Source organism: Stomatobaculum sp. F0698 (assembly GCF_030644385.1).
Lineage (GTDB): Bacteria > Bacillota > Clostridia > Lachnospirales > Lachnospiraceae > Moryella.
On sequence record NZ_CP130060.1, the window covers coordinates 885,442 to 907,068 of the forward strand.

The following is a 21,627-nucleotide window of genomic DNA, read 5'->3' on the forward strand; positions in this document are numbered from 1 at the left end:
ATGGACTGCAGAGAAGCGGAACGTAAGATGTCACATTTTATACAGCGCGAACTCACAGAGGATGAGACGGCAGAGTTCTTAGAGCACATTCGCTGTTGCAGTGTATGCCGCCGAGAACTGGAGACCAACTTCTTTTTGTTGGAGGGGCTACGTGTACTGGACACGGACAGCGATGATTTTGACGGAAAACGCGCGATGGAGCGCGAACTTCGCCATGCTTTTTTGCGATTGCGGCGTGCGCGATTGCGGAGAAAGATACGCTATGTGATGGATGCGCTGACCGGCGCCGGAGTTGCGGTCGCGGGACTTTTAATGTTCCGCATTCTTTACTGGAGTGTGGCTTGAGAGAAGAGGAAAGCGACTTGGAAACAAGAAAAAAAGTAGTACTGATTGACGGACACAGCATTTTAAACCGCGCCTTTTACGGCGTGCCGGAGCTCACGAACTCGGCGGGACTGCACACCAACGCGGTCTACGGCTTTTTGAATATCTTACTGAAACTGCTCGAGGAAGAGAGAGCAGACTACCTCGCGGTCGCCTTTGACCTGCCCGCGCCTACCTTCCGCCACGAGCGCTATGCGGATTACAAGGGAACCAGAAAGTCCATGCCGGATGAGCTGCGGGAGCAGGTACCGCTCTTAAAGGAATTGCTGGCGGCCATGAATATTAAGACCGTGTCGCTTGCGGGCTACGAGGCGGACGATGTGATCGGCACCCTCGCGAAGCGCTACCAGAAGGAAGGGCTCGAGGTCACGGTGGTCTCGGGAGACCGGGATCTTTTGCAGCTCGCGGATAGCCACATTTTGATACGCCTGCCGAAGACCAGCCGCGGAAAGACCGAAATCCTGGACTTTACGCCCGCCGCCGTCAAGGAGGCTTACGGGGTGACGCCGGAGGAGTTTATTGACGTCAAGGGACTGATGGGTGACAGCTCCGACAATATTCCGGGCGTCCCCTCAATCGGTGAGAAAACGGCGACCGCTCTGATTCAGAGCTGGCATTCGATTGAGAACCTGAAGGAACATCTGGAGGAAGTGAAGCCGCCGCGTGCCAAGAAGGCGCTCGAAGAGCATTTCGAGGACGCGGTTTTTTCAAAGTGGCTCGCGACCATATGCTTGGATGCGCCGCTCACCCTGGATCTCTCGGAGCTGGCGCTCGGGGAGCTCTACACGAGCGAGGCCTACGAGCAGATTCAGCGCCTTGAGTTCCGCTCGCTTTTAAAGCACTTCGGCAGTGAGGTGCAGCGGGAACACATGCGCGCGCAGCATCGCCCGCGGATTGAACTCATACAGACGGAAGAGGCACTGCGGGAGGCGGCAGAGCGCGCCGTAAAGGCTGGTGAAATCGGTATTGCACGAGGAGAGCTTCTCACCGCGTTCTGCAGCGATGCGGAGCGTGTATCCGTTTTGCTCCGTCGGGAACCGGAGGCGGGAGAGCGCGAACAACTGAAGGCGCTTACGGAGCAGAGCGGGGGGATGGTTTTGGATGCTGCGGCAGAGAAAAAGCTCCTCTCGGAGCTCTTTGCCCGTGCAAAGACAGTGTCCGCTCTCGATCTTAAGCCGCTCTTAAAAGAAGTGGGCAGCGAGGAGCGGGATACGGTCGATGACCTCGGCGTGCTTGCCTACCTCTTAAATCCCCTGAAGGAGAGCTATCGCAGCGAGGACATCGCGCGGGATTACCTCTCCCTGCTCTTGCCGAGTGCCAAGGAAGATGCGTTCGCGGCCGAGGCCTATGAGGCCTATGTCGCCTTTGCGGCGCGGAAACCGCTTCGGGAAAAGGTAAGCGAACAGGGCATGGAGAAACTGTATTCGGAGATTGAGCGCCCGCTCGTTTTCATGCTCGCGGAAATGGAAGAGAACGGCGTCGCGGTCGATGCCGAAAAATTAAAAGCCTTTTCGGAGGAACTGGAGAGAGAAATTCAGGGAATCGAGGCCGAGATCTACGCGGAAACCGGAGAAGAATTCAATCTGAATTCGCCGAAACAACTCGGGGAAATATTGTTTGAAAAGATGAAGCTCCCCTATGGAAAAAAGACCAAGAGCGGTTATTCGACGGCCGCGGATATTTTGGAGAAACTTGCTCCGGAATATCCGGTGGTTAAGAAAATACTCCGCTACCGCATGCTCACAAAGCTGAACTCGACCTATGCGCTGGGGCTTGCCGCCTATATTCAGGCGGACGGCAGAATTCACGGAACCTTCCACCAGACCATCACGGCGACGGGACGCATTTCTTCGGCCAATCCGAATTTACAGAATATTCCGATACGGACTGAGATGGGAAGCCGTGTTCGCTCTGTCTTTGTGCCGGCCCCCGGCAAGGTTTTTGTGGACGCGGACTACTCGCAGATCGAGCTCCGCATTCTTGCGGCGCTCTCGGGCGATGAGAATCTGATTGCGGCCTATCGCGACGCGGTCGATGTTCACGCTGTCACGGCCTCTCAGGTCTTTCATGTGCCGCTTGCCGAGGTCACGCCGCTCCAGCGCCGCAACGCGAAGGCGGTCAACTTCGGTGTGGTCTACGGTATTTCGGCCTTCGGCCTCTCGGAGGACTTAAGCATCTCTCGGAATGAGGCGAAGGAGTATATCAACCGTTATTTCGAGAGCTATCCCGAGGTAAAGCGTTTCCTGGATCGCCAAATTAAAGAGGCGAAGGAATACGGCTTTACGCGGACACTTTTCGGCAGAATACGGCCGGTGCCGGAGTTAAAGAGCTCCAATTTCATGCAGCGCGCCTTCGGAGAGCGCGTCGCCATGAATGCGCCGATTCAGGGCACGGCGGCCGATATCATGAAGATCGCGATGGTCAAGGTGCGGCGCGCCCTCAAGAGAGAAAAACTGGATGCGCGCATTGTGCTCCAGATTCACGATGAGCTTTTGGTGGAGGCGGATGAGAAAGTCGCAGCACGCGTTCTGGAACTCCTGAAAGAGACCATGCGGAATGCCGCGGAACTTCGTGTATCCCTTGAGGTGGATGCGCACATCGGCAACTCTTGGCTGGAGGCACACTGATGGTGCTTCAAATTTGCGGCGGTGTCGGGTCCGGAAAGAGCCTGGTGCTCGCCTATCTGAAAGAAAACTACGGCGCAAGCATAGTCGGGATGGATGAACTCGCGCATGAACTCTATGAGCCCGGGGAGGCGGGATATCTCCGCGCCTTGGAACTCATGGGAGATGAGATACGCGCGGCGGACGGAAGTCTCAATCGGAAGGCCATGGCCAATCGGCTCTATCGGGAGCCCTCCCTGCTCGCCGCTCTGGATGCGACTGTGCACCCCTTGGTCTATGACCGTGTGGAAGCGCTTGCGCGAAGCGGGGAAGCGGCTTTTCTGGTTGTCGAGACTGCGCTGCCCGCAAGAGAGCGCAATCATATTTACAATGAAATTTGGTATGTCTTTACGCCGCGCGCACTGCGGATACGGCGTCTCATGGATTCCCGCGGATACACGAGAGCGCGCGCGGAAGAGATTATGGAGAGACAGATGAGCGATGCCGCTTATGAGAGCCTGGCCGACTGGACACTGGTAAACGATGCGGACGAGGCAGTACTCTACCGCCGCATTGACGAGCGACTCTCGGGAAAGGAGCTCCGATGAGACTCATGACCATAGCAAGCGGCAGCAGCGGCAATGCCGGCTATCTCGGCAGTGAGAGCACGCATCTTTTGATTGACGCGGGCATCAGCAGAAGGCGCATCGTCCAAGGACTCGAGGTCGCGGGGCTAAAGCCCGGAGAGCTATCGGGCGTGCTGCTCACCCATGAGCATGCGGACCATGTGACCGGCTTGAAAATCCTGCTCAAAAAGGACGCGATTCCGCTCTATGCGACCGCAGGTACGCTCGCAGCCATCAAAAAGAAGGGAATGCTGGACGAATTTCCGGCGGAACAGATTCATGTCATTCGGGGCGGAGAGGCCTTTTCCCTCGGGGATTTAAAGGTGCTCCCGCTGTCCATAGACCACGATGCGGCCGAGCCGGTCGGCTACCGGATCACAAACGGCAGTAAGAGCGCGGCCTTCCTCACGGACCTCGGCCATGCGACCGAGGATCTCGAACAAGCGTTGCAGGGTCTGGACGCCCTCTTATTGGAGAGCAACCACGATGTGCGCATGCTGGAGGCGGGACCTTATCCCTATCCGCTGAAGCGGCGTATTCTGGGAGACTGCGGACATCTCTCAAACGAGAGTGCCGGCAGACTGCTCGCTTCGCTCTGCCACGGCGGCTTACAACAGGTGCTGCTCGGGCATCTCAGCAAGGAGAACAATCTCCCGGAGCTTGCCTACGAAACGGTGCGTTGCGAACTAAGTCTTCTCAAGGGGCGCGGAGAAGCCGCGGAACTGCCGCTCTCCGTGGCAGCGCGGGATTGCTGCTCCGACATGTATGAGTTTTGATTGTATACACACAAAGCAGAAAGGATAGAGAATGAACAAGGTTATCATCACCGTACTCGGCAAAGATATGGTCGGCATCATCGCAAAAATCTGCACCCACCTTGCCGAGAAGCACATCAATGTACTGGACATCAACCAGACCATTGTGCAGAATCTGTTTCACATGATGATGATTGTTGACATCTCGACGGCCGATGAGAGCCTCGAAGAGCTGACCGCCGCAATGAACCGAATCGGGGAGGAAATGGGACTCCGTATCCATGTGCAGCGCGAGGAAATTTTCGAAGCGATGCACCGCATCTAAGGGAGCTGCGGCATGTTGAACGGATTTGAGGTACTTGAAACCAATACCATGATAGAGCGGGATTTGCTCGATGTGCGCACCATCACGATGGGCATCTCCCTTCTGGGCTGCATTGACAGCGATAAGAAAAAACTTGCGCAAAATATCTATGACTGTATTCTTCGGCGCGCGGGAAAGCTGGTGGAGACCGGAGAGGCTATTTCGCGGGAATACGGTATCCCGATTGTCAACAAGCGCGTGTCGGTGACGCCGATTGCATTGATCGGCGGCTCGGCTTGCCGGAGCAAAGAGGATTTTGCGGAAATCGCGGAGACCTTGGACCGCGCGGCCAAGGAAATCGGCGTCAACTTTATCGGCGGCTATTCTGCGCTGGTCGCAAAGGGCATGACAGCGGCGGAGGCGCTGTTGATCGACTCCATCCCCGAGGCGCTCGCGCGGACGGAGCGGGTATGCAGCTCGGTGAATGTGGGTTCTACCCGCACCGGTCTCAATATGGACGCCGTGCGCCGCATGGGGCAGGTGGTCAAAGAGACGGCGGCGCGAACCGCGGAAAACGGCTCTCTCGGCTGTGCAAAGCTTGTGATTTTCTGCAATGCGCCGGATGACAATCCCTTCATGGCGGGTGCCTTCCACGGCGTGACCGAGGGCGATGCGGTAATTCATGTCGGTGTCTCCGGCCCCGGTGTAGTGCGCGCGGCGGTACAGCAGACCAAGGGGCAGAGCTTTGAAGTACTCTGCGAGACCATCAAAAAGACAGCATTTAAGATTACGCGCGTGGGGCAGCTGGTTGCCCGGGAGGCGAGCCGTAGGCTCGACACGCCCTTCGGCATCATAGACCTCTCGCTCGCGCCGACGCCGGCGGACGGCGATTCGGTCGCGGATATACTGGAGGCCATAGGACTTGAGGCCGTCGGCGCGCCGGGCACGACTGCGGCGTTGGCGCTCTTAAACGATCAAGTGAAAAAGGGCGGCGTTATGGCTTCCTCCTATGTAGGCGGGCTTTCCGGTGCCTTCATTCCGGTCAGCGAGGATCAGGGTATGATACGGGCGGCGGAATGCGGCGCCCTGAGTCTCGAAAAATTGGAGGCGATGACCTGTGTCTGCTCCGTGGGACTCGATATGATTGCGGTGCCCGGAGCTACTTCGGCGGAGACCATAGCGGGCATCATTGCGGATGAGGCGGCCATCGGCATGATCAATCAGAAGACGACCGCCGTGCGTTTAATCCCGGCGCACGGAAAAAAGGTAGGAGATGTGGTGGAGTTCGGTGGGCTTCTCGGCCATGCACCGGTGATTGCGGTGAATCCCTACGGCTGTGCGGACTTTGTGCAGCGCGAGGGCCGCATTCCCGCCCCGATCCACTCCTTTAAGAACTGATGACGGGAACGAAAAATATGCGCAGAACGCTGCTCTTTGTCGCCGTCGTTCTGCTCTGTATGCTGCTTTATCAGCTGGGACAGTGGTATTTCCGGAATCGGAGAGAGGCCTCTTTTTACCGACCGCTCGCGGAACTTGCGGCGCCGTACGAGCAGGTGCTGGTACTCGGCAGCACCGCGGCGGCCCGGGAAGTGCTGAGGAATCCATCGGTAAAAGGGGTGGATCTTGTCTTAACGGCGCAGCCTTTGTTCAGACCGCAGCAGTCGCGCCTTCACTGCTACACGGAAGATGCTTTCCAGTTTCTGAAGACGCGCGAAAAGCACTATGACTTTATTATCGTGGCGCTCGCCGCACCGAAGACCGAGACCGAAAATCGCGCGTTTACCAACCTCTTTTACCGCATGTGTGCGAATCACCTTAGGGAGGGCGGTGCCTTTGTCGTTGAGACCGTATCGCCGGAGCGGTATCCGCTGAGTTACCGCTGCCTTGAGACTACCATTGCGAGCGAAGGCTTGTCCGTTCAGAGCCTAAAACTCACGGGAGAGGGAAATGAAACCCGCGGTGTCTTTCTCATCTCTGCGCCGCAGGGGGAATATAAACCGACGGCGGAAAGTGCGCTGGAGGTCGTGCGTAAGGATGAGGAGACAGTACTGCCGCCGGTCGGCATCAATCGCTTAAACCGTCCGCTGTTGCTTGACTATTTGGAGCAGGAGAAGGAAACCGAATGAATACAACCGCGTATTTGCTCGCTGCGTCCGCAGAAATTTGGAAGGCCTATTACCGTCATCCCTTTGTGCTGGGAATTCAAAACGGGACGCTCGACAAAGAGCGTTTCCGCTTTTATCTCATTCAGGACGATTTGTACCTCGAAGAATATGCAAAGACCTTTGCCCTCGGCGCCGCGAAGGCGGAGAGTCTCTCGAGCGCATTGCTGTTTTCCGACTATTTAGCGGCAATCAATCGTGAGAGAGCGGTGCACGGCGGTTATTTCGAAGCCCTTTCGGTGCGTGAGGAGGAACTCAGAACCACGCCGCGTGCGCTCGATAATTTATCCTACACCTCTTACATGCTCCGTGTCGGCTACGAGGGCGGCGAGGCCGAAATTCTGGCTGCGATTTTATCCTGTGCGTACAGCTATGAGCTGATTGCAAAGCATATGCTTTCGGAGAGGCCGGAGGCAGGGAGCGATCCCTTCTACGGCGCCTGGGTGCGGGAATACGCCTCGGCGGCTTACGCGGCAGAGAATGAAAAACTCATTCTTGCGCTGAACGCCGTGACGGAATCCGCTTCGCCGGCAGAGATGCAGCGCCTTCGGGATATTTTTGTCAACTGCTCCCGCTACGAGCTCGCCTTTTGGGATATGGCGTGGCAACAGAAAAAAGACTAGCGCTTCCGCTAGTCTTTTTTGATGGTCGGAGCTTTATACAAGTTCGAGTTCCCGTTCGAGCAGTTTGCGTATTTCCTCTTGCGAGACATTCAGAGCGACCGAGAGCTCGCCGAGCACAAGGGCGTCGATGCGCCTTAGGAAGCGCCGGTCGATTTCGCTCACTTTTTTTCCGGCGCGGCGCGCAGAGCGTGTTTTCCGTGTGATGGCGCGGTAGAGACGCAGGAGATCCGCACAACGGAAGCTCTGTTGGGCGCGCCGATAGCGGAACTCAAGTTCCGCGGGGCGCAGGCCCTCAAAGCTCATGACTTCTTCTCCCTGCATGCTGTGAATGGTCTCCAGCGCTTCTTCTCTCGAAATCACGGGGCGAAGGACGGTTTTTGTGCTGTCGACAGGGGTGTAAATGACGTCACCGGATGAGAAAAGAGGCGTCAGGACATAGTAGCGCTTTGCGCCTGCTGCCTCGGAGAAGGTGAGCTCCTGAATATCGCGGACGCGACACACACCGGAACTTTCATAGACAACAATATCGTCAATCTGGTACATAGTCCACCTCCTTTCTCTAGTCTAACACAGACAAAGGAGTTTTCCGACAATTTTACGAAAATCTCTCTTTTCAACAAAGCAGAGCGAATAAAAACGGAACTATATTACACAATGACGATTTGCTGCCGCAAATAGGAGGGCAGCGAGGTTCCGTTGTCGCCGTAGCAGAGAGAATTCCAGAGATCCGCGGCGTGCACTTCGGCTTGGAAGAGATCGCGCGCGGCGGGAGAGCGGAGCAGGCTCTCGGCTGCGGCCGGCCGGCTCACCATGGGAATGGTGGCAGCCTGCTTTAAAAGAGAGAGAAGGGCCTCCGAGTCCCGGCGAAAGCCGAGTAGGCGTGCATAGGGGGCGGCGCCGATCGGCGGCAAATCTCCGGCCTTTTTGCCTTCGGCCGAGGCGGCTGCTACGGCCTCTTCGCGTGCGGCATTCTTCCAACGGAGAAGATCGGATTTTCGTATCCCGAGGAAGATATGTGTCAGCGCGCGCGCCACGCGGGTGTGCGTGTACTGTCTGGTCTTTAGACTGTTCACAAGCGCCTCATAGTTCTCCTCGCGGAACTCCGCATTCGCAATGCGGTCCGCAAGGTCCTCCGAGACATCGGAGAAGGAGGAAAGCGCGGTCCCCTCATAGAGCTGATCCAAGACGCGGCGCTCAATGGGACCGACCATGCAGGCGGGATTTAAATAGGGGGCAGAGGCAAAGACCTCCGCAGCGGCGCGCGGCACCATTCGGATCAAATCGTCCCAAGAACCGCCGTTTAAAATGTGGGAGCGTATGGCGGTTGCGGAACTGAAATCGCCCTGCAGGATGGGGTCATGATAATCGCTGCCCTTTCTCGAGACCGTGGTCAGGCGGATCGGAATGCGCTCCGCACGTGCGGCGCGCGCATACTCGAAGGCGAGGATGTTATTCGGCTTTGAAAGCAATTCCCGGGTGCGAAGCAGAAGAGAATTATCCGCGCCTGCCTGAAACAAATCGGCAGCGATTGCATTGACCCTGGCTTCCGCATAGGTGAGACCGGTTTTTAAGCCCTCGCGGAGACTGTGCTGAAACGCCTCCGAGCCCTCGTCAATCACATCGAGGAGCATGGAGAGCTCTTCGGCGGAGACATCTTCGGTGCCGCAGCAGAGATTCGGAATGCCGAGTCCCGCGAGCATGCTCACACCGTAGGCCGCGTAGTCACGGGCGGAGGCGGAGCTGAAGGGAGTCGGAATTTCGAAAACGGCGTCCGCACCGGCGCGCAGCGCCGCCTCCGCGCGCTTCAAGGGAGAATAGATTGCGGGCATGCCGCGCTGCACAAAGTAGCTGCTCAAGAAGACCACGCAGTAGGAGGCACCGGTCAGTGCGCGCGCATTTCGCATTTGATAGAGATGCCCGTTGTGAAATGGATGATATTCAGCAATAATTCCAACAACCTGCGCAAGATTTATCATACTCTCTCCTGTATTTTGAAAAAAACAGCCTTCCGTCTTGTCACTCGTTTGTCGATTGGTCTATAATAACAGAGATTGTGAATATTATAAAGTTGAAGGGGGAAACACACAATGAAAATTCTTGTCATGAACTGCGGAAGCTCTTCTCTCAAGTATCAGCTGATCGATATGGAGAACGAGAGTGTGCTCGCGAAGGGTCTCTGCGAGAGAATCGGTATCGAGGGCTCTCTGCTCGCACATACGCCGGCGGGCGGCGAGAAGTATAAGCTCGAGGTTGCGATGCCGACTCACAAGGAGGCGATTGAGCTTGTCATGAAGGCTCTTGTCGATCCCGACCACGGTGTGATTCAGAGCACGGATGAGATTTCCGCAATCGGACATCGTGTGGTTCACGGCGGAACGTATTACAGTGCGTCCGTTCTGGTTGATGAGAACGTCAAGAAGGCGATTGCGGACTGCTTCGATTTGGCCCCCCTTCACAATCCGGCAAACCTCATGGGTATTGAAGCCTGCGAGGCGGCTATGCCCGGAAAGCCGAATGTCGCTGTCTTTGATACGGCTTTCGGTATGAGCATGGAGGAGAAGGCATATCTCTATGCGCTGCCCTACGAGTACTATGAGAAGTACAGGGTTCGCCGTTACGGCTTCCACGGCACCAGCCACAACTTTGTCGCGGGCGAGGTGATTCGTAAGGGAGGTCTCGATCCGAAGAACGCAAAGGTCGTCGTGTGCCACCTCGGCAACGGCGCTTCGGTTTCGGCCTCGATCGGCGGCAAGTGCGTGGATACATCCATGGGCATGACTCCGCTCGAGGGCCTTATTATGGGCACTCGCTCGGGAGACATTGACCCCGCGATCATTCAGTTTATCTGCGAGCACGAGAAGCTCACGGTTGAGGAGATGACGGATGTTCTGAATAAGAAGTCCGGTGTTCTGGGCTTAAGCAACGGCATTTCCTCCGATTTCCGCGACATTGACGATGCGGCGAACGACGGCAACAAGCTCGCAAGGGTGGCGCTCGACGCTTTCACGCTCCGCGTTGCGAAGTATGTCGGCGCTTATATCACCGAAATGAACGGTGTCGATGCGATTGCCTTCACGGCAGGTGTCGGCGAGAACGATAAGTTCATGAGAAAGAATATCTGCGCATATCTCGAGTACCTCGGCGTGGAAATTGACGACGAGAGAAACAATGTGCGCGGTGAAGAGCGCCTTGTTTCGACGGACAGCTCGAAGGTCAAGGTATACCTCCTTCCGACCAACGAGGAACTCGCAATCGCAAGAGATACGCTCGCACTGACGAAGTAAGTTTTCGGGGCAGAACGCTCCGAATCTGTTTCCCGCAGAGGGAGAAAGGAAAAATCCCATGTACACATTCGGTACGATGATCCACAAGCTCAAAGAGAACCCGAAGACCATTGTGTTTACGGAGGGCACGGACCCGCGCATTCTCGAGGCGGCATCCCGTCTCCTGGCGAGTAATTTCTTAAAGCCGATTCTGGTCGGTAACCCGGATGCCATTGAGGCAGCGGCAGAGGACGCGGGCTACAACATCCGCGGCGCACAGATTGTCGATCCGGAGAACTTTGACCGCTTTGACGAGATGGTCGAGATGTTCTGCGAAATCAGAAAGTCGAAGGGCGTGACCCCGGAGCAGGCAAAGAAGGTGCTTTCCGGCGCAAACTACTTCGGCACCATGCTGATTAAGATGGGCATCGGTGACTGCCTGCTCGGCGGTGCGACCTATTCCACGGCGGACACGGTTCGTCCGGCGCTCCAGATTATCAAGACCAAGCCGGGCAACAAGATTGTTTCCTCCTGCTTCATTCTCGTTCGTCCGTCCGCGACCGGTGACAACGAGCTGCTCGCAATGGCGGACTGCGCAATCAACATCAAGCCGACCGAAGACGAATTGGTTGAGATTTGCGGTGAGACCGTGAGCTGCGCAAAGATTTTCGGCATCGAGCCGAAGGTCGCTTTCCTCAGTTACTCGACCGTGGGTTCCGGCTCCGGTGAGGATGTCGACAAGATGAGAAATGCTTGCGCAAAGGCAAAGGCTGCGTTCCCGGACGAGGCAATCGACGGTGAGATGCAGTTTGACGCAGCGGTTTCTCCGACCGTCGCGCGCACCAAGATAAAGGACAGCAAGGTCGCGGGTTATGCGAACACCTTCATTTTCCCGGATATCAATGCGGGTAACATCGGCTACAAGATCGCGCAGAGACTCGGCGGCTTCGATGCTTACGGCCCGATTCTGCTCGGTCTGAATGCGCCGATCAACGACCTCTCCAGAGGTTGCAACGCTCTCGAGGTTTACTCGATGGCAATCGTGACCGCAGCGCTCGCATAAGTGTCACAAACAGCTTGACAGGATAGATGTTGTATATTACACTATTCCCGTTATGCCAGAAATGGATGATTGCGGTTTTCAACCGTTAACGCTACGAGGTGAGGAGGTGTTTCAGGATGTCGATTTGTCCGAAGAATAAATCTTCCAAAGGCCACAGAGATCAGAGAAGAGCCAACTGGAAGATGGGCGTGATGAACCTTGTCAAGTGCCCGAAGTGCGGCGAGCTTATGATGCCGCATCGCGTCTGCAAGAACTGCGGGACGTACAATAAGAAGGAGATCGTGAAAGTCGCTGACTGAGCCTTTCTTCCTGCGAAATAATGCATGAACCGCTCCGGACGAAAGTCCGGGGCGGTTTTCTTTACAACTTGCGGGGGCAGGGGCTATGCTTTATCATAAGTAGGCAGAGGTGAAAACGTATGGTGAGAGTAGCAGTAGACGCGATGGGCGGCGACAACGCGCCCGGTGAAATTGTAAAGGGTTGCCTGGAGGCGCTGAGAAAGAGCCCCGAGGTAAAAATTCTGCTCTGCGGAAAACCGGAGGCCCTGGAGCAAGCGCTTGCGGGACAGAGCTATCCGGCGGAGCGGCTGGAAACGGTACCGGCATCGGAGGTCATTGAGACCGGCGATTCGCCGGTTATTTCCGTGCGGAAAAAGAAGGATGCTTCGCTCGTGGTCGGTATGAAGCTGATACGCGAGGAAAGAGCGGATGCCTTTGTTTCCGCCGGTAACAGCGGTGCGATACTGGTCGGCGGTCAGGTACTGGTCGGTCGGCTGCCCGGTGTGGAGCGCGCGCCGTTTGCGCCCCTCATTCCGACCGAAGACGGCGGCGCCACTTTGCTTTTGGACTCGGGCGCCAATGTCGACGCGAAGGCAGCGCATCTTGTGCAGTTTGCGCAGATGGGCTCTCTCTACATGGAGAGGGCGCTCGGCATAAGCCGTCCCCGCGTCGCAATCCTGAATGTGGGACTGGAAGAAGAGAAGGGCAATGCGCTGGTTAAGGAGACCTATCCGCTCCTTCGGGCGACGCCGGGACTCAACTTCATCGGCAGCATTGAGGCGCGCGAGGTTCTGCACGGGCAGGCGGATGTCTGCGTCGCGGAGGCCTTTACCGGCAATATGGTGCTGAAGGCCATCGAGGGAACGGCGTCAACGTTTCAGACCATTATTAAGCGCGCGGCCATGTCGAATTTGCGGAGCAAGATCGGTGCGGCACTTCTGAAACCGGCCTTAAAAGAGGCCTTAAAGGGCTTCGATGCCTCCCGCTACGGCGGCGCACCCATGCTCGGTCTGCGCGGCCTTGTGGTCAAAGTGCACGGAAACGCGAAGGCGGCCGAGGTTTGCAATGCAGTGTTGCAGTGCGAGACCTTTCACCGCGAGAACATTTTACAGAGCATTGCGGAGGCAGTGAATGTTGGAGAGAGATGAAATTCGGCGCATTGTCGCGGAGGTCCTGGAGCTTCCCAAGGAAGAACTGGATGACCGCGCGAACTTCACCGAGCTTTATTTTGCGGATTCTCTGGAGCGCTATCGCATTGTGCTTGGGCTTGAGAGCTATTTTCAGCTTCGGTTTCCGCCCGAAGCGGTCGATAAAATACAGTCCGTCGAGTCTGCGGAGCGCGCCATTCGCGCACTCCGCGCGGGACGGTGAGAGGAGAGGCTTTGGATTCCGATATCATCAGAGAATTGGAGGAGCATCTTAACTACTCCTTTCAAAACAGGGAGCTTTTGGTTCAGGCGCTCACGCACACTTCCTTTGCAAATGAGGCGCACAGCGGACATCTCGGCTCAAACGAGAGACTGGAGTTCCTCGGCGATGCGGTGCTGGAACTCGTGAGTTCCGAGTTCTTTTACCGCGAAAAGACACAGCTCAGCGAGGGAGAACTCACAAAGCTCCGGGCGAGCTTTGTCTGCGAGCCGGCACTCGCCTATTGCGCGGAGCAGATTCCGCTCTCCCCGTATCTGCTGCTCGGAAGAGGTGAGGAAATGACCGGCGGCAGAACCCGTCCCAGCATCGTAAGCGATGCAATGGAGGCTGTGGTGGGAGCGCTTTACTTAGACGGCGGACCGGAAATCGCACGGGGCTTCATTGAGCGTTTTATCTTGAACGACATCGAGGGAAAGCGCTATTTTTATGACGCGAAGACCATCTTGCAGGAAGAAATTCAGAGGGACAAGGATGCGGTACTCTCGTACGAACTTCTTGCCGAGACAGGACCGGAACACTTAAAGCGATTCACGGTTGCGGCGCTTCGGGACGGTGTTGCGATTGCGGAGGGCACGGGCAGCAGCAAGAAGGAGGCGGAGCAGCGCGCGGCTTATGCGGCGCTCCTCACCCTCGGAATTGCGGAATCCGGAGGGTCCTCATGTACTTAAAGAGCATTGAGGTACAGGGCTTTAAGTCCTTCGCAAATAAAATTCTGTTTTCCTTTCAGCACGGCGTGACCGGCATTGTGGGGCCGAACGGCTCGGGCAAGTCAAATGTCGGCGATGCGGTGCGCTGGGTGCTCGGGGAACAGAGTGCAAAGAGTCTTCGCGGCGGCAACATGCAAGATGTTATCTTTGCGGGGACCGCAAGCCGAAAACCGCAGGGCTTCGCCTATGTCGCCATTACCCTGGACAATGCGGACCGCGCGCTTTCTCTGGATTACGACGAGGTCACGGTTTCGCGTCGGCTTTACCGTTCGGGGGAAAGTGAATATCGCTTAAACGGGAGTCCCTGCCGCTTAAAGGATGTCAATGAGCTCTTCATGGACACCGGTATCGGGCAGGAGGGTTATTCCATCATAGGTCAGGGGCAGGTGGAGAAGATACTCTCCGGCAGACCGGAGGAGAGGCGTGAACTCTTCGACGAGGCGGCGGGTATCACAAAGTTCCGCAAGCGCAAGGCCGCTGCCGAAAAGAAGCTTGAGAACGAGCACGATAATTTGGTGCGAGTCTCGGATATTTTGCAGGAACTTTCGAAACAGGTGGAACCGCTCAGAAAGCAGTCTGAAACCGCCGAGAAATACCTCAAGTTGAGAGACGAAGTAAAAGCTCTCGACCTCAATTTATTTCTGCTCCAGAGCGAGGCTTCGCGGAGCGCGTTACAGGAGATCGAAAAGCGTGCGCAGATTCTCGCCGATGAGGTGTCACGTGCGGTCGGCGAGGAGGAGGCGCTGAAGCGTCAGTATGAATCCTTGGATCGCCTGCTCGAAGAACTGGATGCCGCCCTCGCCGCAAAGCGGGCTGAACTCGAAGCGCGGCGCAGGGAGAGCGGAACTGTGAGCGGTCGCATTGCCGTTTTGGAAGAACAGACCCGCGCGGAACAAACGAAAATCGAAGAGATTTCCGTACGGCGGGAGCGCAGCGAGCGAGAGCGCAGCGCGCGCGAAGAGGAACGAAACAGCCTGCTGGAAAGGCAGGCGAGCATTGCGAAGACAGCCGAAGAGGCCGGCAGTCGCGCGGCAAAAGCAGAGTCCGAGCGTCTTGCTTCCGAACAGGCCGTGCAAGCCCTTGAGGAAGAGGTGCAGCGCCGTAAGGACACGGTTATTTCGCTGATCAACGAGCGCGCGGATATGAGTTCCCGCGGCGCGCGTTACGAGGCCATGATGCAGGAGGCCAATATCCGCGCATCCAAGAGTGCGCAGCGACTCTTGCAGCTAAAGACAGACTTTGACGGTCTGGAACTTGCCCTGCAGCGTGCGGAAGCGGAGACAAGCGAACTCTGTGAAAAGCGAGACAGCGCGGGACAGGAGAGAGCGGAACTCGGCAAGCGCATTGCCGAGAATGAAAAGGCGCAGAGCGCCTTGCTTTCGCTGCTGCGTGAGACACAGAAAGCCTACCAGGCCAATGCGGCGCGGCTTGAGACCCTGCAGAACTTCACGGAGCGCTATGAGGGCTTCGGGCAGAGTGTGCAGCGCGTCATGGGAGTCCGTGACCGCGTGCGCGGCATTTACGGCGTGGTCGCGGATCTCATTTCGGTCGAGAAGCGCTACGAACAGGCAATCGAGACGGCACTCGGTGCGCGCATGCAAAATATCGTCGTAGATAACGAAGAGACGGCGAAGCAGCTCATCGAATTCCTGAAAAAGAATCGTTACGGCCGGGCAACCTTTTTGCCCCGCAGTGCCCAGCACCCGCGACCCTTTGATGCCGGGGCGGTGCTGAAAGAGCCGGGTGTCCTCGGCATCGCCTCCGATCTTGTGAAGACGGAGGCGCAGTACGCTGTCGTGCTTCAAAACCTGATCGGAAGAGACATCGTGGTCGATAACATTGACCATGCGATTGCCATCTCCAAAAAGTATCGCCAGAGTTACCGGCTGGTGACCCTCGAGGGGGATCAGTTGAACCCGGGCGGTTCCATGACGGGCGGCGCATTTCGAAACAGCTCGAATCTCTTAAGCCGCCGTCGCGAGATGGATGAGCTTAAACTCGCGCAGGAAAAGCTTTTACACCGAAACGAGAGCGAGGAGCGGGAGTTAAAAGAACTGCGGGACAGCCTTCGCACACTCTCCGAACGTTTTCAGACGCTCGGAGAGGAAGAGCATACGCTCTCGATTTCGCTGAATACGGCGGAACTCTCCAAGAAGAGCTTGCGCGAAAAGAAGAACGAACTTGAATCGCAGCTCAAGGAGATCGGAAGCGAGCGCCGGGAAATTACGACCAGCCTTGAGTCCCTGGAGATGAATCGCGGCGGTTTACAGGGGGATTTGGACAGCATCGATTTAAGACAGCGCGAGGAAGAGGCGGAAATCCAAAAGCTGCAGTCAACACTGGAAGAAAAGCGGCGGGCGCATACGGCCCTGCTCGAGCAGCAGTCAAAGACCGCAATCGAAGCGAGTCTTGCGGCGGAGCAACAGCGCCATCTTCGAGAAAATCTACGCCGAGTCGAAGAAGAGAGCGCGAGAATCGCGGCAGAGTCCGAGGCACTTCTCGCCGAGCGTGAGGCTTCCGAGCGGTCGGTCGAAGCGCGGCGGCAAAGTATAGGCGAGGCGCGGGAAGCGCTGCGGGAGCTCGAAGAAGAACAGCGGAAACTTGAGGAAGCACTGGCTTCGCTCGAGACCGAGAAAAGCCGTCATAACGGCGAGCAGAAGCAGCGTTTTGAAAAGCGCGACGAAATTACGGCGCGGAGAACCGAACTCGAAAAAGATCTGTTCCGCGTGAACGCGCAGCGGGACAAGGAGACAGAGCAGAGAGAGGCGCAGTGCGCGTACATCCTAAGTGAGTATAATCTCACCGAGGAGGGCGCAAGGCAGTACCGCGATCCTTCGCTCGGCGATATGCCGGAAGCAAAGCGCAGCATACGCGAAAAGAAAGAGGCCATGCGTGCCCTCGGCAATGTCAATGTCAACGCGATTGAGGATTACAAGGAGGTCTCCGAGCGTCACAGCTTCCTGAGCACGCAGTGCGAGGATCTGAGACGGGCTGAGGATGCTTTAAAACAGGTTATCGAAGAACTGGATCTCGGCATGCGGAAGCGCTTTTCGGAGGGCTTTCAGAGCATACAGAAGGCCTTTAATCAGGTATTTCGCGAGCTCTTCGGCGGCGGAAAAGGCGAACTTCGACTGGAAGAGGGGGTCGATTTACTGGAGGCCGGCATTGCGATTATCGCAGAGCCCCCGGGCAAGAAGCTGCAGAACATGATGCAGCTCTCGGGCGGCGAGAAGGCGCTCACGGCGATTGCTTTGCTCTTTGCGATTCAGAACCTGAAGCCTTCGCCCTTTGCGCTGCTCGACGAGATCGAGGCGGCGCTCGATGACTCCAATGTGGATCGTTTTGCGCAGTACCTAAAAAAGCTCGCAAAGAATACGCAGTTTATCGTTATCACCCACCGGCGCGGCACCATGGTCGCGGCGGATCGGCTCTACGGCATCACAATGCAGGAGAAGGGCGTATCCGCTCTGGTCTCCGTGAGTCTCATTGAGGATCAGCTGGATAAGTAGGAGGAGTAATGGCAGAGGAAAAGAAAGGGTTTTTCAGTCGCCTGGTTGCGGGGCTTGAAAAGACCAGAAAGGCCGTGGTCTACGGCCTCGACGACCTGTTCAACGGCCCGGGCGAGGTGGATGATGAGTTCTTTGACGAACTTGAGGAAATTTTAATCACCGGCGATGTGGGTGTGCGCGCAACCGAGGAAATTCTGGAGGAACTCCGTGAGGCGGTCGAAGCGCAGCACGTGCGGGCGCGCAGTGCCTGCCGCGATCTCCTGATTGACAGTATCAAGTCCAGAATGGATCTCGGTGAGAACGCATATGACTTTGAGAAACAGCCTTCGGTTCTGCTTTTGATCGGCGTGAACGGCGTCGGCAAGACGACGACCGCAGGAAAAATGGCGGCGCAGGCGAAGGCAAACGGAAAACGTGTTCTGCTCGCCGGAGCCGATACCTTCCGCGCGGCGGCCATCGAGCAGCTCGAGGCTTGGTCGCAGCGGGCAGGAGTCGAGATGGTCAAATCTTCGGCGGGAGCGGATCCGGCTGCCGTTGTGTTTGATGCCTGCCAGGCGGCGCGGGCACGCCGTACGGATCTTCTGATTTGCGATACGGCGGGGCGTTTACACAACAAGAAAAATCTCATGGAAGAACTCAGAAAGATAGACCGTGTGCTGCAGAGAGAACTTCCGGATTATCGCCGCGAGACCCTTCTCGTGCTGGACGGCACAACGGGACAGAATGCAATAGAACAGGCCAAGGAGTTCGGCGACATCTGCGAGATTTCCGGTGTCGCGCTGACAAAGCTCGACGGATCGGCCAAGGGCGGCGTTGCGATTGCGATTCAGGCGGAGTTAAAGTTGCCGGTCAAGTTCATCGGAGTCGGCGAAAAAATAGACGACCTCAGGAAGTTTGACGCAGCGCAGTATGTCGAAGCGCTGTTTGCGCGTCATACGGACAGTGAGAGTGAAGAGGAGGCAGAGTCATCATGGAACCAATGACATTGGAGGCATTTGAAGAGGCGAGCGAGTGCGTGCGCGAGGTGACCAAGGAGACCAAACTGATCTACTCGGATTTCTTTTCACGTCAGAGCGGAAACAAGGTCTACTTAAAGCCCGAGAATATGCAGCAAACCGGCGCCTACAAGGTGCGCGGCGCTTATTATAAGATTGCGACCATGGACGAGGAAGCGCGGAAAAAAGGACTTATCACCGCATCTGCGGGTAACCACGCACAGGGAGTTGCTTTTGCGGCGAAGCTTGCCGGCATCAAGGCAACCGTCTGCATGCCGAAGGTAACACCGCTCATGAAGATTAACCGCACCAAGGCGCTCGGCGCCGAGGTGGTGCTGTACGGCGATGTGTTCGACGATGCGCTGCAGCGCGCCTATGAGATTGCGGCGGAAACCGGTGCGACCATCGTGCATCCGTTCGACGATTTGACGGTTGCAACCGGACAGGGTAGCATCGCAATGGAAATCGTGAAGGAGCTACCGACCGTCGATTACATTTTGGTGCCGATTGGCGGCGGCGGTCTTGCGAGCGGTGTTTCGACCCTCGCGAAGCTCCTGAACCCGAACATCCATGTGATCGGTGTCGAGCCGGAAAATGCGGCCTGCATGAAGGCTTCGCTCGAGGCGGGAGAGGTTATAACGCTGCCGAGCGCCAACACCATTGCGGACGGCACGGCGGTGAAGCGTCCCGGCGAAAAGCTTTTCCCCTATATTCAGAAGAATGTGGACAGCATCATCACGATTCAAGACAATGAGCTCATTGTCTCCTTCCTGGATATGGTTGAGAATCACAAGATGATCGTCGAAAATTCCGGCCTTCTGACAGTCGCGGCGCTCAAACACCTCGACATCAAAAACAAGAAGATTGTGAGCATACTCTCGGGCGGAAACATGGATGTGATTACCATGGCTTCGCTGATTCAGCACGGCCTCATCCAGAGAGACCGCATCTTCACGGTCTCGGTTCTGCTTCCCGATCGCCCGGGTCAGCTGGCGCGGGTCGCTGAGGTTATTGCCGAGGAGAGCGGCAACGTCATCAAGCTCGAGCACAATCAGTTTGTCAGCATCAACCGCAATGCGGCCGTGGAACTCCGCATCACCATGGAGGCCTTCGGAACCGAACACAAGGAGAAAATTTGCGAGCGCTTGAAGCAGGAGGGCTATCGCCCGAAACTTGTGCGTTCAAAGGGGACCTACAGTGAATGAATCTGCGAAAACCAATGCGATTTACTTTGTAAAATGGTCGATTTACGCGATTGTCACAGGTCTCACAATCGGCCTGGTCGGCATGTTGTTCCGGAAGGGCGTTGACTTCGGAATCGCAAATTGGAAACAGCACCCGCAGTTCATTCTCTTGTCGCCCCTCTCGGCTTTGCTCATCGTTGCCCTGCAAAAGAGCTTGCACGAGGAGAAAAACGGCGGAACCAATACCGTCATCGACTCCGTTACCGAGGGAAAACACATCACGGTGCAGACCGCACCGCTCATTTTCTTCTCGACCGTACTCTCGCATCTGGTCGGTGCCTCGGTGGGCAGAGAGGGCGCGGCACTCATGATGGGCGGCAGCCTCGGCGAGGCGCTCTCGAAGCTCTTCCGTATGGATGAGAAAGACAAGCGCATCGCAATCATGTGCGGTATGTCGGCTTGTTTTTCCGCCATCTTCGGAACGCCGCTTGCGGCGGCCGTTTTCCCCATGGAGATGATTTCGGTCGGCGTCATGTATTATGCCGCGTTGATTCCCTGCCTCTTTGCTTCTTTCATCGCTTCGCATGTCTCCCTGCACTTCGGTGTGGCGGGAGAAGTGTTCCCGATTACGGAGGTACCAGACTTTCACCTGCCGGGGGCCGTCACGGTGATTCTCTTTTCCATGCTCTGTGCGCTCCTCGCAATGGGGTTCAGTATTATCCTGTATCGCGGACACCACTATACCGCGAAGCGCATCCCGAATCCCTGGCTCAGGGCGTTGATCGGCGCGTTTGCGTTAATTGCGCTCACAGCCTTAAATCAGAGATTTTTTACCGGGGTGCTGGATTTTAACGGCGGCGGCTTCGGCCTCATTGAAAAGGCCTTTCGCGGCGAGGCGGCCTGGTACAGCTTTCTCTTCAAGATTCTCTTCACCTGTGTCTGTATTTTCGGAAGCTTTAAGGGAGGAGAGATTGTGCCGACTCTCACCATAGGTGCCTGCTTCGGTGCAGCCTTTGCGCAGCTCTTTCATCTGCCCGTGCAGCTCTACGCAGGGATAGGCATCGCAGCGTTTTTTGTCGGCATGACCAACAGTCCCTTCAGTTCCATGCTTCTCTGCTTTGAGCTCTTCGGCTTTGAAGGAATGCCCTATTATGCCTTTGCGATTGCGGTCAGCTTTACGCTCTCCGGTTACTACGGGCTCTATACGAGCCAGAAGTTCCCGTATTCCAAGACCGAGGCGCTCTTTATCAACCGCAAGGGGCCCAGAAAACTCTGGGAGCATCCCGGCGACGCCGCGGAAGAAAACTAAAAAAAACCGAGAGTGTCAAGGTAAAATACTTGACAGCACTCTCGGTTCTTTTTATACTTGGACCCATGGGTAATGAAAGTCCGGAGAAGTTCGCAGACCGAGACCTTCTCTTTGATTTCTATGCGGAGCTCTTAACGGAGCACCAACGGCATATTTTTGAAGCGGTCGCGTTCCTCGACTGTTCTCTCAGCGAAGTGGCACGGGAGGCGGGCATCAGCCGCCAAGGCGTTTCGGACCTCGTGCGGCGCACCGAAGAGCAACTCTACGCCTATGAGAGAAAACTTCATATGGCGGAGAAATTTCGGGCGGAACAGCGGATTGCAAGGGAGCTTCTCCGTCTCAGCGAGGCGGAAAGCGGTGAAGCCGTGCTCCCGGAGATTCGGAAACTCGCAAACGAGCTCATGCAGCTCACAGCGCGCTAGGCGGAGGGATGA

General features: G+C 56.5%; 21 protein-coding genes. 19 read left to right on the forward strand and 2 right to left on the reverse strand.

Annotated elements, in window-relative coordinates:
• From QU660_RS04180 to tenA, 8 genes are read left to right on the forward strand one after another with little or no spacing between them, the layout of a single operon-like run.
• On the forward strand, positions 1-345 hold the full coding sequence (locus QU660_RS04180) for an anti-sigma factor family protein (protein ID WP_304947063.1): 345 nt from the start codon (positions 1-3) through the stop codon (positions 343-345).
• A gap of 17 nt (positions 346-362) precedes the next feature.
• A complete protein-coding gene (polA, locus tag QU660_RS04185; protein WP_304947064.1) occupies positions 363-3,011 on the forward strand; it encodes a DNA polymerase I in 2,649 nt (882 codons plus the stop codon).
• Positions 3,011-3,595, forward strand: coding sequence for a dephospho-CoA kinase (gene coaE / locus QU660_RS04190; protein WP_304947065.1), 585 nt, complete (start codon positions 3,011-3,013; stop codon positions 3,593-3,595). The genes polA and coaE overlap by 1 nt, the downstream gene beginning before the upstream one ends.
• Positions 3,592-4,389 (forward strand): MBL fold metallo-hydrolase, encoded by a 798-nt coding sequence (locus QU660_RS04195; RefSeq protein WP_304947066.1) that lies wholly within the window; start codon positions 3,592-3,594, stop codon positions 4,387-4,389. The genes coaE and QU660_RS04195 overlap by 4 nt, the downstream gene beginning before the upstream one ends.
• Before the next feature lie 31 nt (positions 4,390-4,420).
• A complete protein-coding gene (locus QU660_RS04200; protein WP_304947067.1) occupies positions 4,421-4,693 on the forward strand; it encodes an ACT domain-containing protein in 273 nt (90 codons plus the stop codon).
• A gap of 12 nt (positions 4,694-4,705) precedes the next feature.
• A complete protein-coding gene (locus tag QU660_RS04205) occupies positions 4,706-6,070 on the forward strand; it encodes a PFL family protein (RefSeq protein WP_304947068.1) in 1,365 nt (454 codons plus the stop codon).
• Positions 6,070-6,798: a hypothetical protein gene (locus QU660_RS04210; protein ID WP_304947069.1), complete on the forward strand. Its 729-nt coding sequence runs from the start codon at positions 6,070-6,072 to the stop codon at positions 6,796-6,798. The genes QU660_RS04205 and QU660_RS04210 overlap by 1 nt, the downstream gene beginning before the upstream one ends.
• Positions 6,795-7,457 carry a thiaminase II gene (gene tenA, locus QU660_RS04215; RefSeq protein WP_304947070.1) on the forward strand — a complete coding sequence of 221 codons (663 nt, stop codon included), beginning with the start codon at positions 6,795-6,797 and terminating at the stop codon, positions 7,455-7,457. The genes QU660_RS04210 and tenA overlap by 4 nt, the downstream gene beginning before the upstream one ends.
• 33 nt (positions 7,458-7,490) lie before the next feature.
• On the opposite strand, the gene QU660_RS04220 is transcribed toward tenA, so the two are convergent.
• Entirely contained in the window at positions 7,491-8,000 is a 510-nt protein-coding gene (locus QU660_RS04220; RefSeq protein ID WP_304947071.1) for a CarD family transcriptional regulator, read from the reverse strand.
• A 104-nt stretch (positions 8,001-8,104) separates the two neighbouring features.
• Positions 8,105-9,433, reverse strand: a complete 1,329-nt coding sequence (locus QU660_RS04225; RefSeq protein ID WP_304947072.1) for a tRNA(Met) cytidine acetate ligase — start codon at positions 9,431-9,433, stop codon at positions 8,105-8,107.
• Between the two features lie 111 nt (positions 9,434-9,544).
• Here QU660_RS04225 and QU660_RS04230 point away from each other — a divergent pair, with 111 nt between their 5' ends.
• The 11 genes from QU660_RS04230 to ylxM all read left to right on the forward strand — a co-directional run bounded on the left by QU660_RS04230 (position 9,545) and on the right by ylxM (position 21,615).
• A complete protein-coding gene (locus tag QU660_RS04230; protein WP_304947073.1) occupies positions 9,545-10,741 on the forward strand; it encodes an acetate/propionate family kinase in 1,197 nt (398 codons plus the stop codon).
• A gap of 58 nt (positions 10,742-10,799) precedes the next feature.
• Positions 10,800-11,783 (forward strand): phosphate acetyltransferase, encoded by a 984-nt coding sequence (gene pta, locus QU660_RS04235; protein ID WP_304947074.1) that lies wholly within the window; start codon positions 10,800-10,802, stop codon positions 11,781-11,783.
• A 116-nt stretch (positions 11,784-11,899) separates the two neighbouring features.
• Entirely contained in the window at positions 11,900-12,082 is a 183-nt protein-coding gene (gene rpmF, locus QU660_RS04240) for a 50S ribosomal protein L32 (RefSeq protein ID WP_009531918.1), read from the forward strand.
• A 119-nt stretch (positions 12,083-12,201) separates the two neighbouring features.
• Entirely contained in the window at positions 12,202-13,209 is a 1,008-nt protein-coding gene (gene plsX, locus QU660_RS04245; RefSeq protein WP_304947075.1) for a phosphate acyltransferase PlsX, read from the forward strand.
• The gene (locus tag QU660_RS04250) at positions 13,193-13,432 is read left to right on the forward strand and encodes an acyl carrier protein (RefSeq protein WP_304947076.1); all 240 of its coding nucleotides are present in this window, start codon (positions 13,193-13,195) and stop codon (positions 13,430-13,432) included. The genes plsX and QU660_RS04250 overlap by 17 nt, the downstream gene beginning before the upstream one ends.
• A gap of 11 nt (positions 13,433-13,443) precedes the next feature.
• Positions 13,444-14,157, forward strand: a complete 714-nt coding sequence (gene rnc, locus QU660_RS04255; protein WP_304947077.1) for a ribonuclease III — start codon at positions 13,444-13,446, stop codon at positions 14,155-14,157.
• Positions 14,148-17,705, forward strand: coding sequence for a chromosome segregation protein SMC (gene smc / locus QU660_RS04260; RefSeq protein ID WP_304947078.1), 3,558 nt, complete (start codon positions 14,148-14,150; stop codon positions 17,703-17,705). The genes rnc and smc overlap by 10 nt, the downstream gene beginning before the upstream one ends.
• A gap of 8 nt (positions 17,706-17,713) precedes the next feature.
• The gene (gene ftsY, locus QU660_RS04265; protein WP_304947079.1) at positions 17,714-18,688 is read left to right on the forward strand and encodes a signal recognition particle-docking protein FtsY; all 975 of its coding nucleotides are present in this window, start codon (positions 17,714-17,716) and stop codon (positions 18,686-18,688) included.
• Positions 18,676-19,905 (forward strand): threonine ammonia-lyase, encoded by a 1,230-nt coding sequence (gene ilvA / locus QU660_RS04270; RefSeq protein ID WP_304947080.1) that lies wholly within the window; start codon positions 18,676-18,678, stop codon positions 19,903-19,905. The genes ftsY and ilvA overlap by 13 nt, the downstream gene beginning before the upstream one ends.
• Entirely contained in the window at positions 19,898-21,193 is a 1,296-nt protein-coding gene (locus tag QU660_RS04275) for a chloride channel protein (RefSeq protein WP_304947081.1), read from the forward strand. The genes ilvA and QU660_RS04275 overlap by 8 nt, the downstream gene beginning before the upstream one ends.
• A 65-nt stretch (positions 21,194-21,258) precedes the next feature.
• Positions 21,259-21,615: a YlxM family DNA-binding protein gene (gene ylxM / locus QU660_RS04280; RefSeq protein ID WP_304947082.1), complete on the forward strand. Its 357-nt coding sequence runs from the start codon at positions 21,259-21,261 to the stop codon at positions 21,613-21,615.
• The last annotated feature ends 12 nt before the right edge of the window (positions 21,616-21,627 follow it).

Excerpts from the sequence above, each read along its gene's own strand:
- QU660_RS04180 (WP_304947063.1), top strand. The coding sequence starts at position 1 with ATGGACTGCAGAGAAGCGGAACGTAAGATGTCACATTTTATACAGCGC.
- coaE (WP_304947065.1), top strand. The coding sequence starts at position 3,011 with ATGGTGCTTCAAATTTGCGGCGGTGTCGGGTCCGGAAAGAGCCTGGTG.
- QU660_RS04195 (WP_304947066.1), top strand. The coding sequence starts at position 3,592 with ATGAGACTCATGACCATAGCAAGCGGCAGCAGCGGCAATGCCGGCTAT.
- QU660_RS04200 (WP_304947067.1), top strand. The coding sequence starts at position 4,421 with ATGAACAAGGTTATCATCACCGTACTCGGCAAAGATATGGTCGGCATC.
- QU660_RS04205 (WP_304947068.1), top strand. The coding sequence starts at position 4,706 with ATGTTGAACGGATTTGAGGTACTTGAAACCAATACCATGATAGAGCGG.
- QU660_RS04210 (WP_304947069.1), top strand. The coding sequence starts at position 6,070 with ATGACGGGAACGAAAAATATGCGCAGAACGCTGCTCTTTGTCGCCGTC.
- tenA (WP_304947070.1), top strand. The coding sequence starts at position 6,795 with ATGAATACAACCGCGTATTTGCTCGCTGCGTCCGCAGAAATTTGGAAG.
- QU660_RS04220 (WP_304947071.1), bottom strand. The coding sequence starts at position 8,000 with ATGTACCAGATTGACGATATTGTTGTCTATGAAAGTTCCGGTGTGTGT.
- QU660_RS04225 (WP_304947072.1), bottom strand. The coding sequence starts at position 9,433 with ATGATAAATCTTGCGCAGGTTGTTGGAATTATTGCTGAATATCATCCA.
- QU660_RS04230 (WP_304947073.1), top strand. The coding sequence starts at position 9,545 with ATGAAAATTCTTGTCATGAACTGCGGAAGCTCTTCTCTCAAGTATCAG.
- pta (WP_304947074.1), top strand. The coding sequence starts at position 10,800 with ATGTACACATTCGGTACGATGATCCACAAGCTCAAAGAGAACCCGAAG.
- rpmF (WP_009531918.1), top strand. The coding sequence starts at position 11,900 with ATGTCGATTTGTCCGAAGAATAAATCTTCCAAAGGCCACAGAGATCAG.
- plsX (WP_304947075.1), top strand. The coding sequence starts at position 12,202 with ATGGTGAGAGTAGCAGTAGACGCGATGGGCGGCGACAACGCGCCCGGT.
- QU660_RS04250 (WP_304947076.1), top strand. The coding sequence starts at position 13,193 with ATGTTGGAGAGAGATGAAATTCGGCGCATTGTCGCGGAGGTCCTGGAG.
- smc (WP_304947078.1), top strand. The coding sequence starts at position 14,148 with ATGTACTTAAAGAGCATTGAGGTACAGGGCTTTAAGTCCTTCGCAAAT.
- ftsY (WP_304947079.1), top strand. The coding sequence starts at position 17,714 with ATGGCAGAGGAAAAGAAAGGGTTTTTCAGTCGCCTGGTTGCGGGGCTT.
- ilvA (WP_304947080.1), top strand. The coding sequence starts at position 18,676 with ATGGAACCAATGACATTGGAGGCATTTGAAGAGGCGAGCGAGTGCGTG.
- ylxM (WP_304947082.1), top strand. The coding sequence starts at position 21,259 with ATGGGTAATGAAAGTCCGGAGAAGTTCGCAGACCGAGACCTTCTCTTT.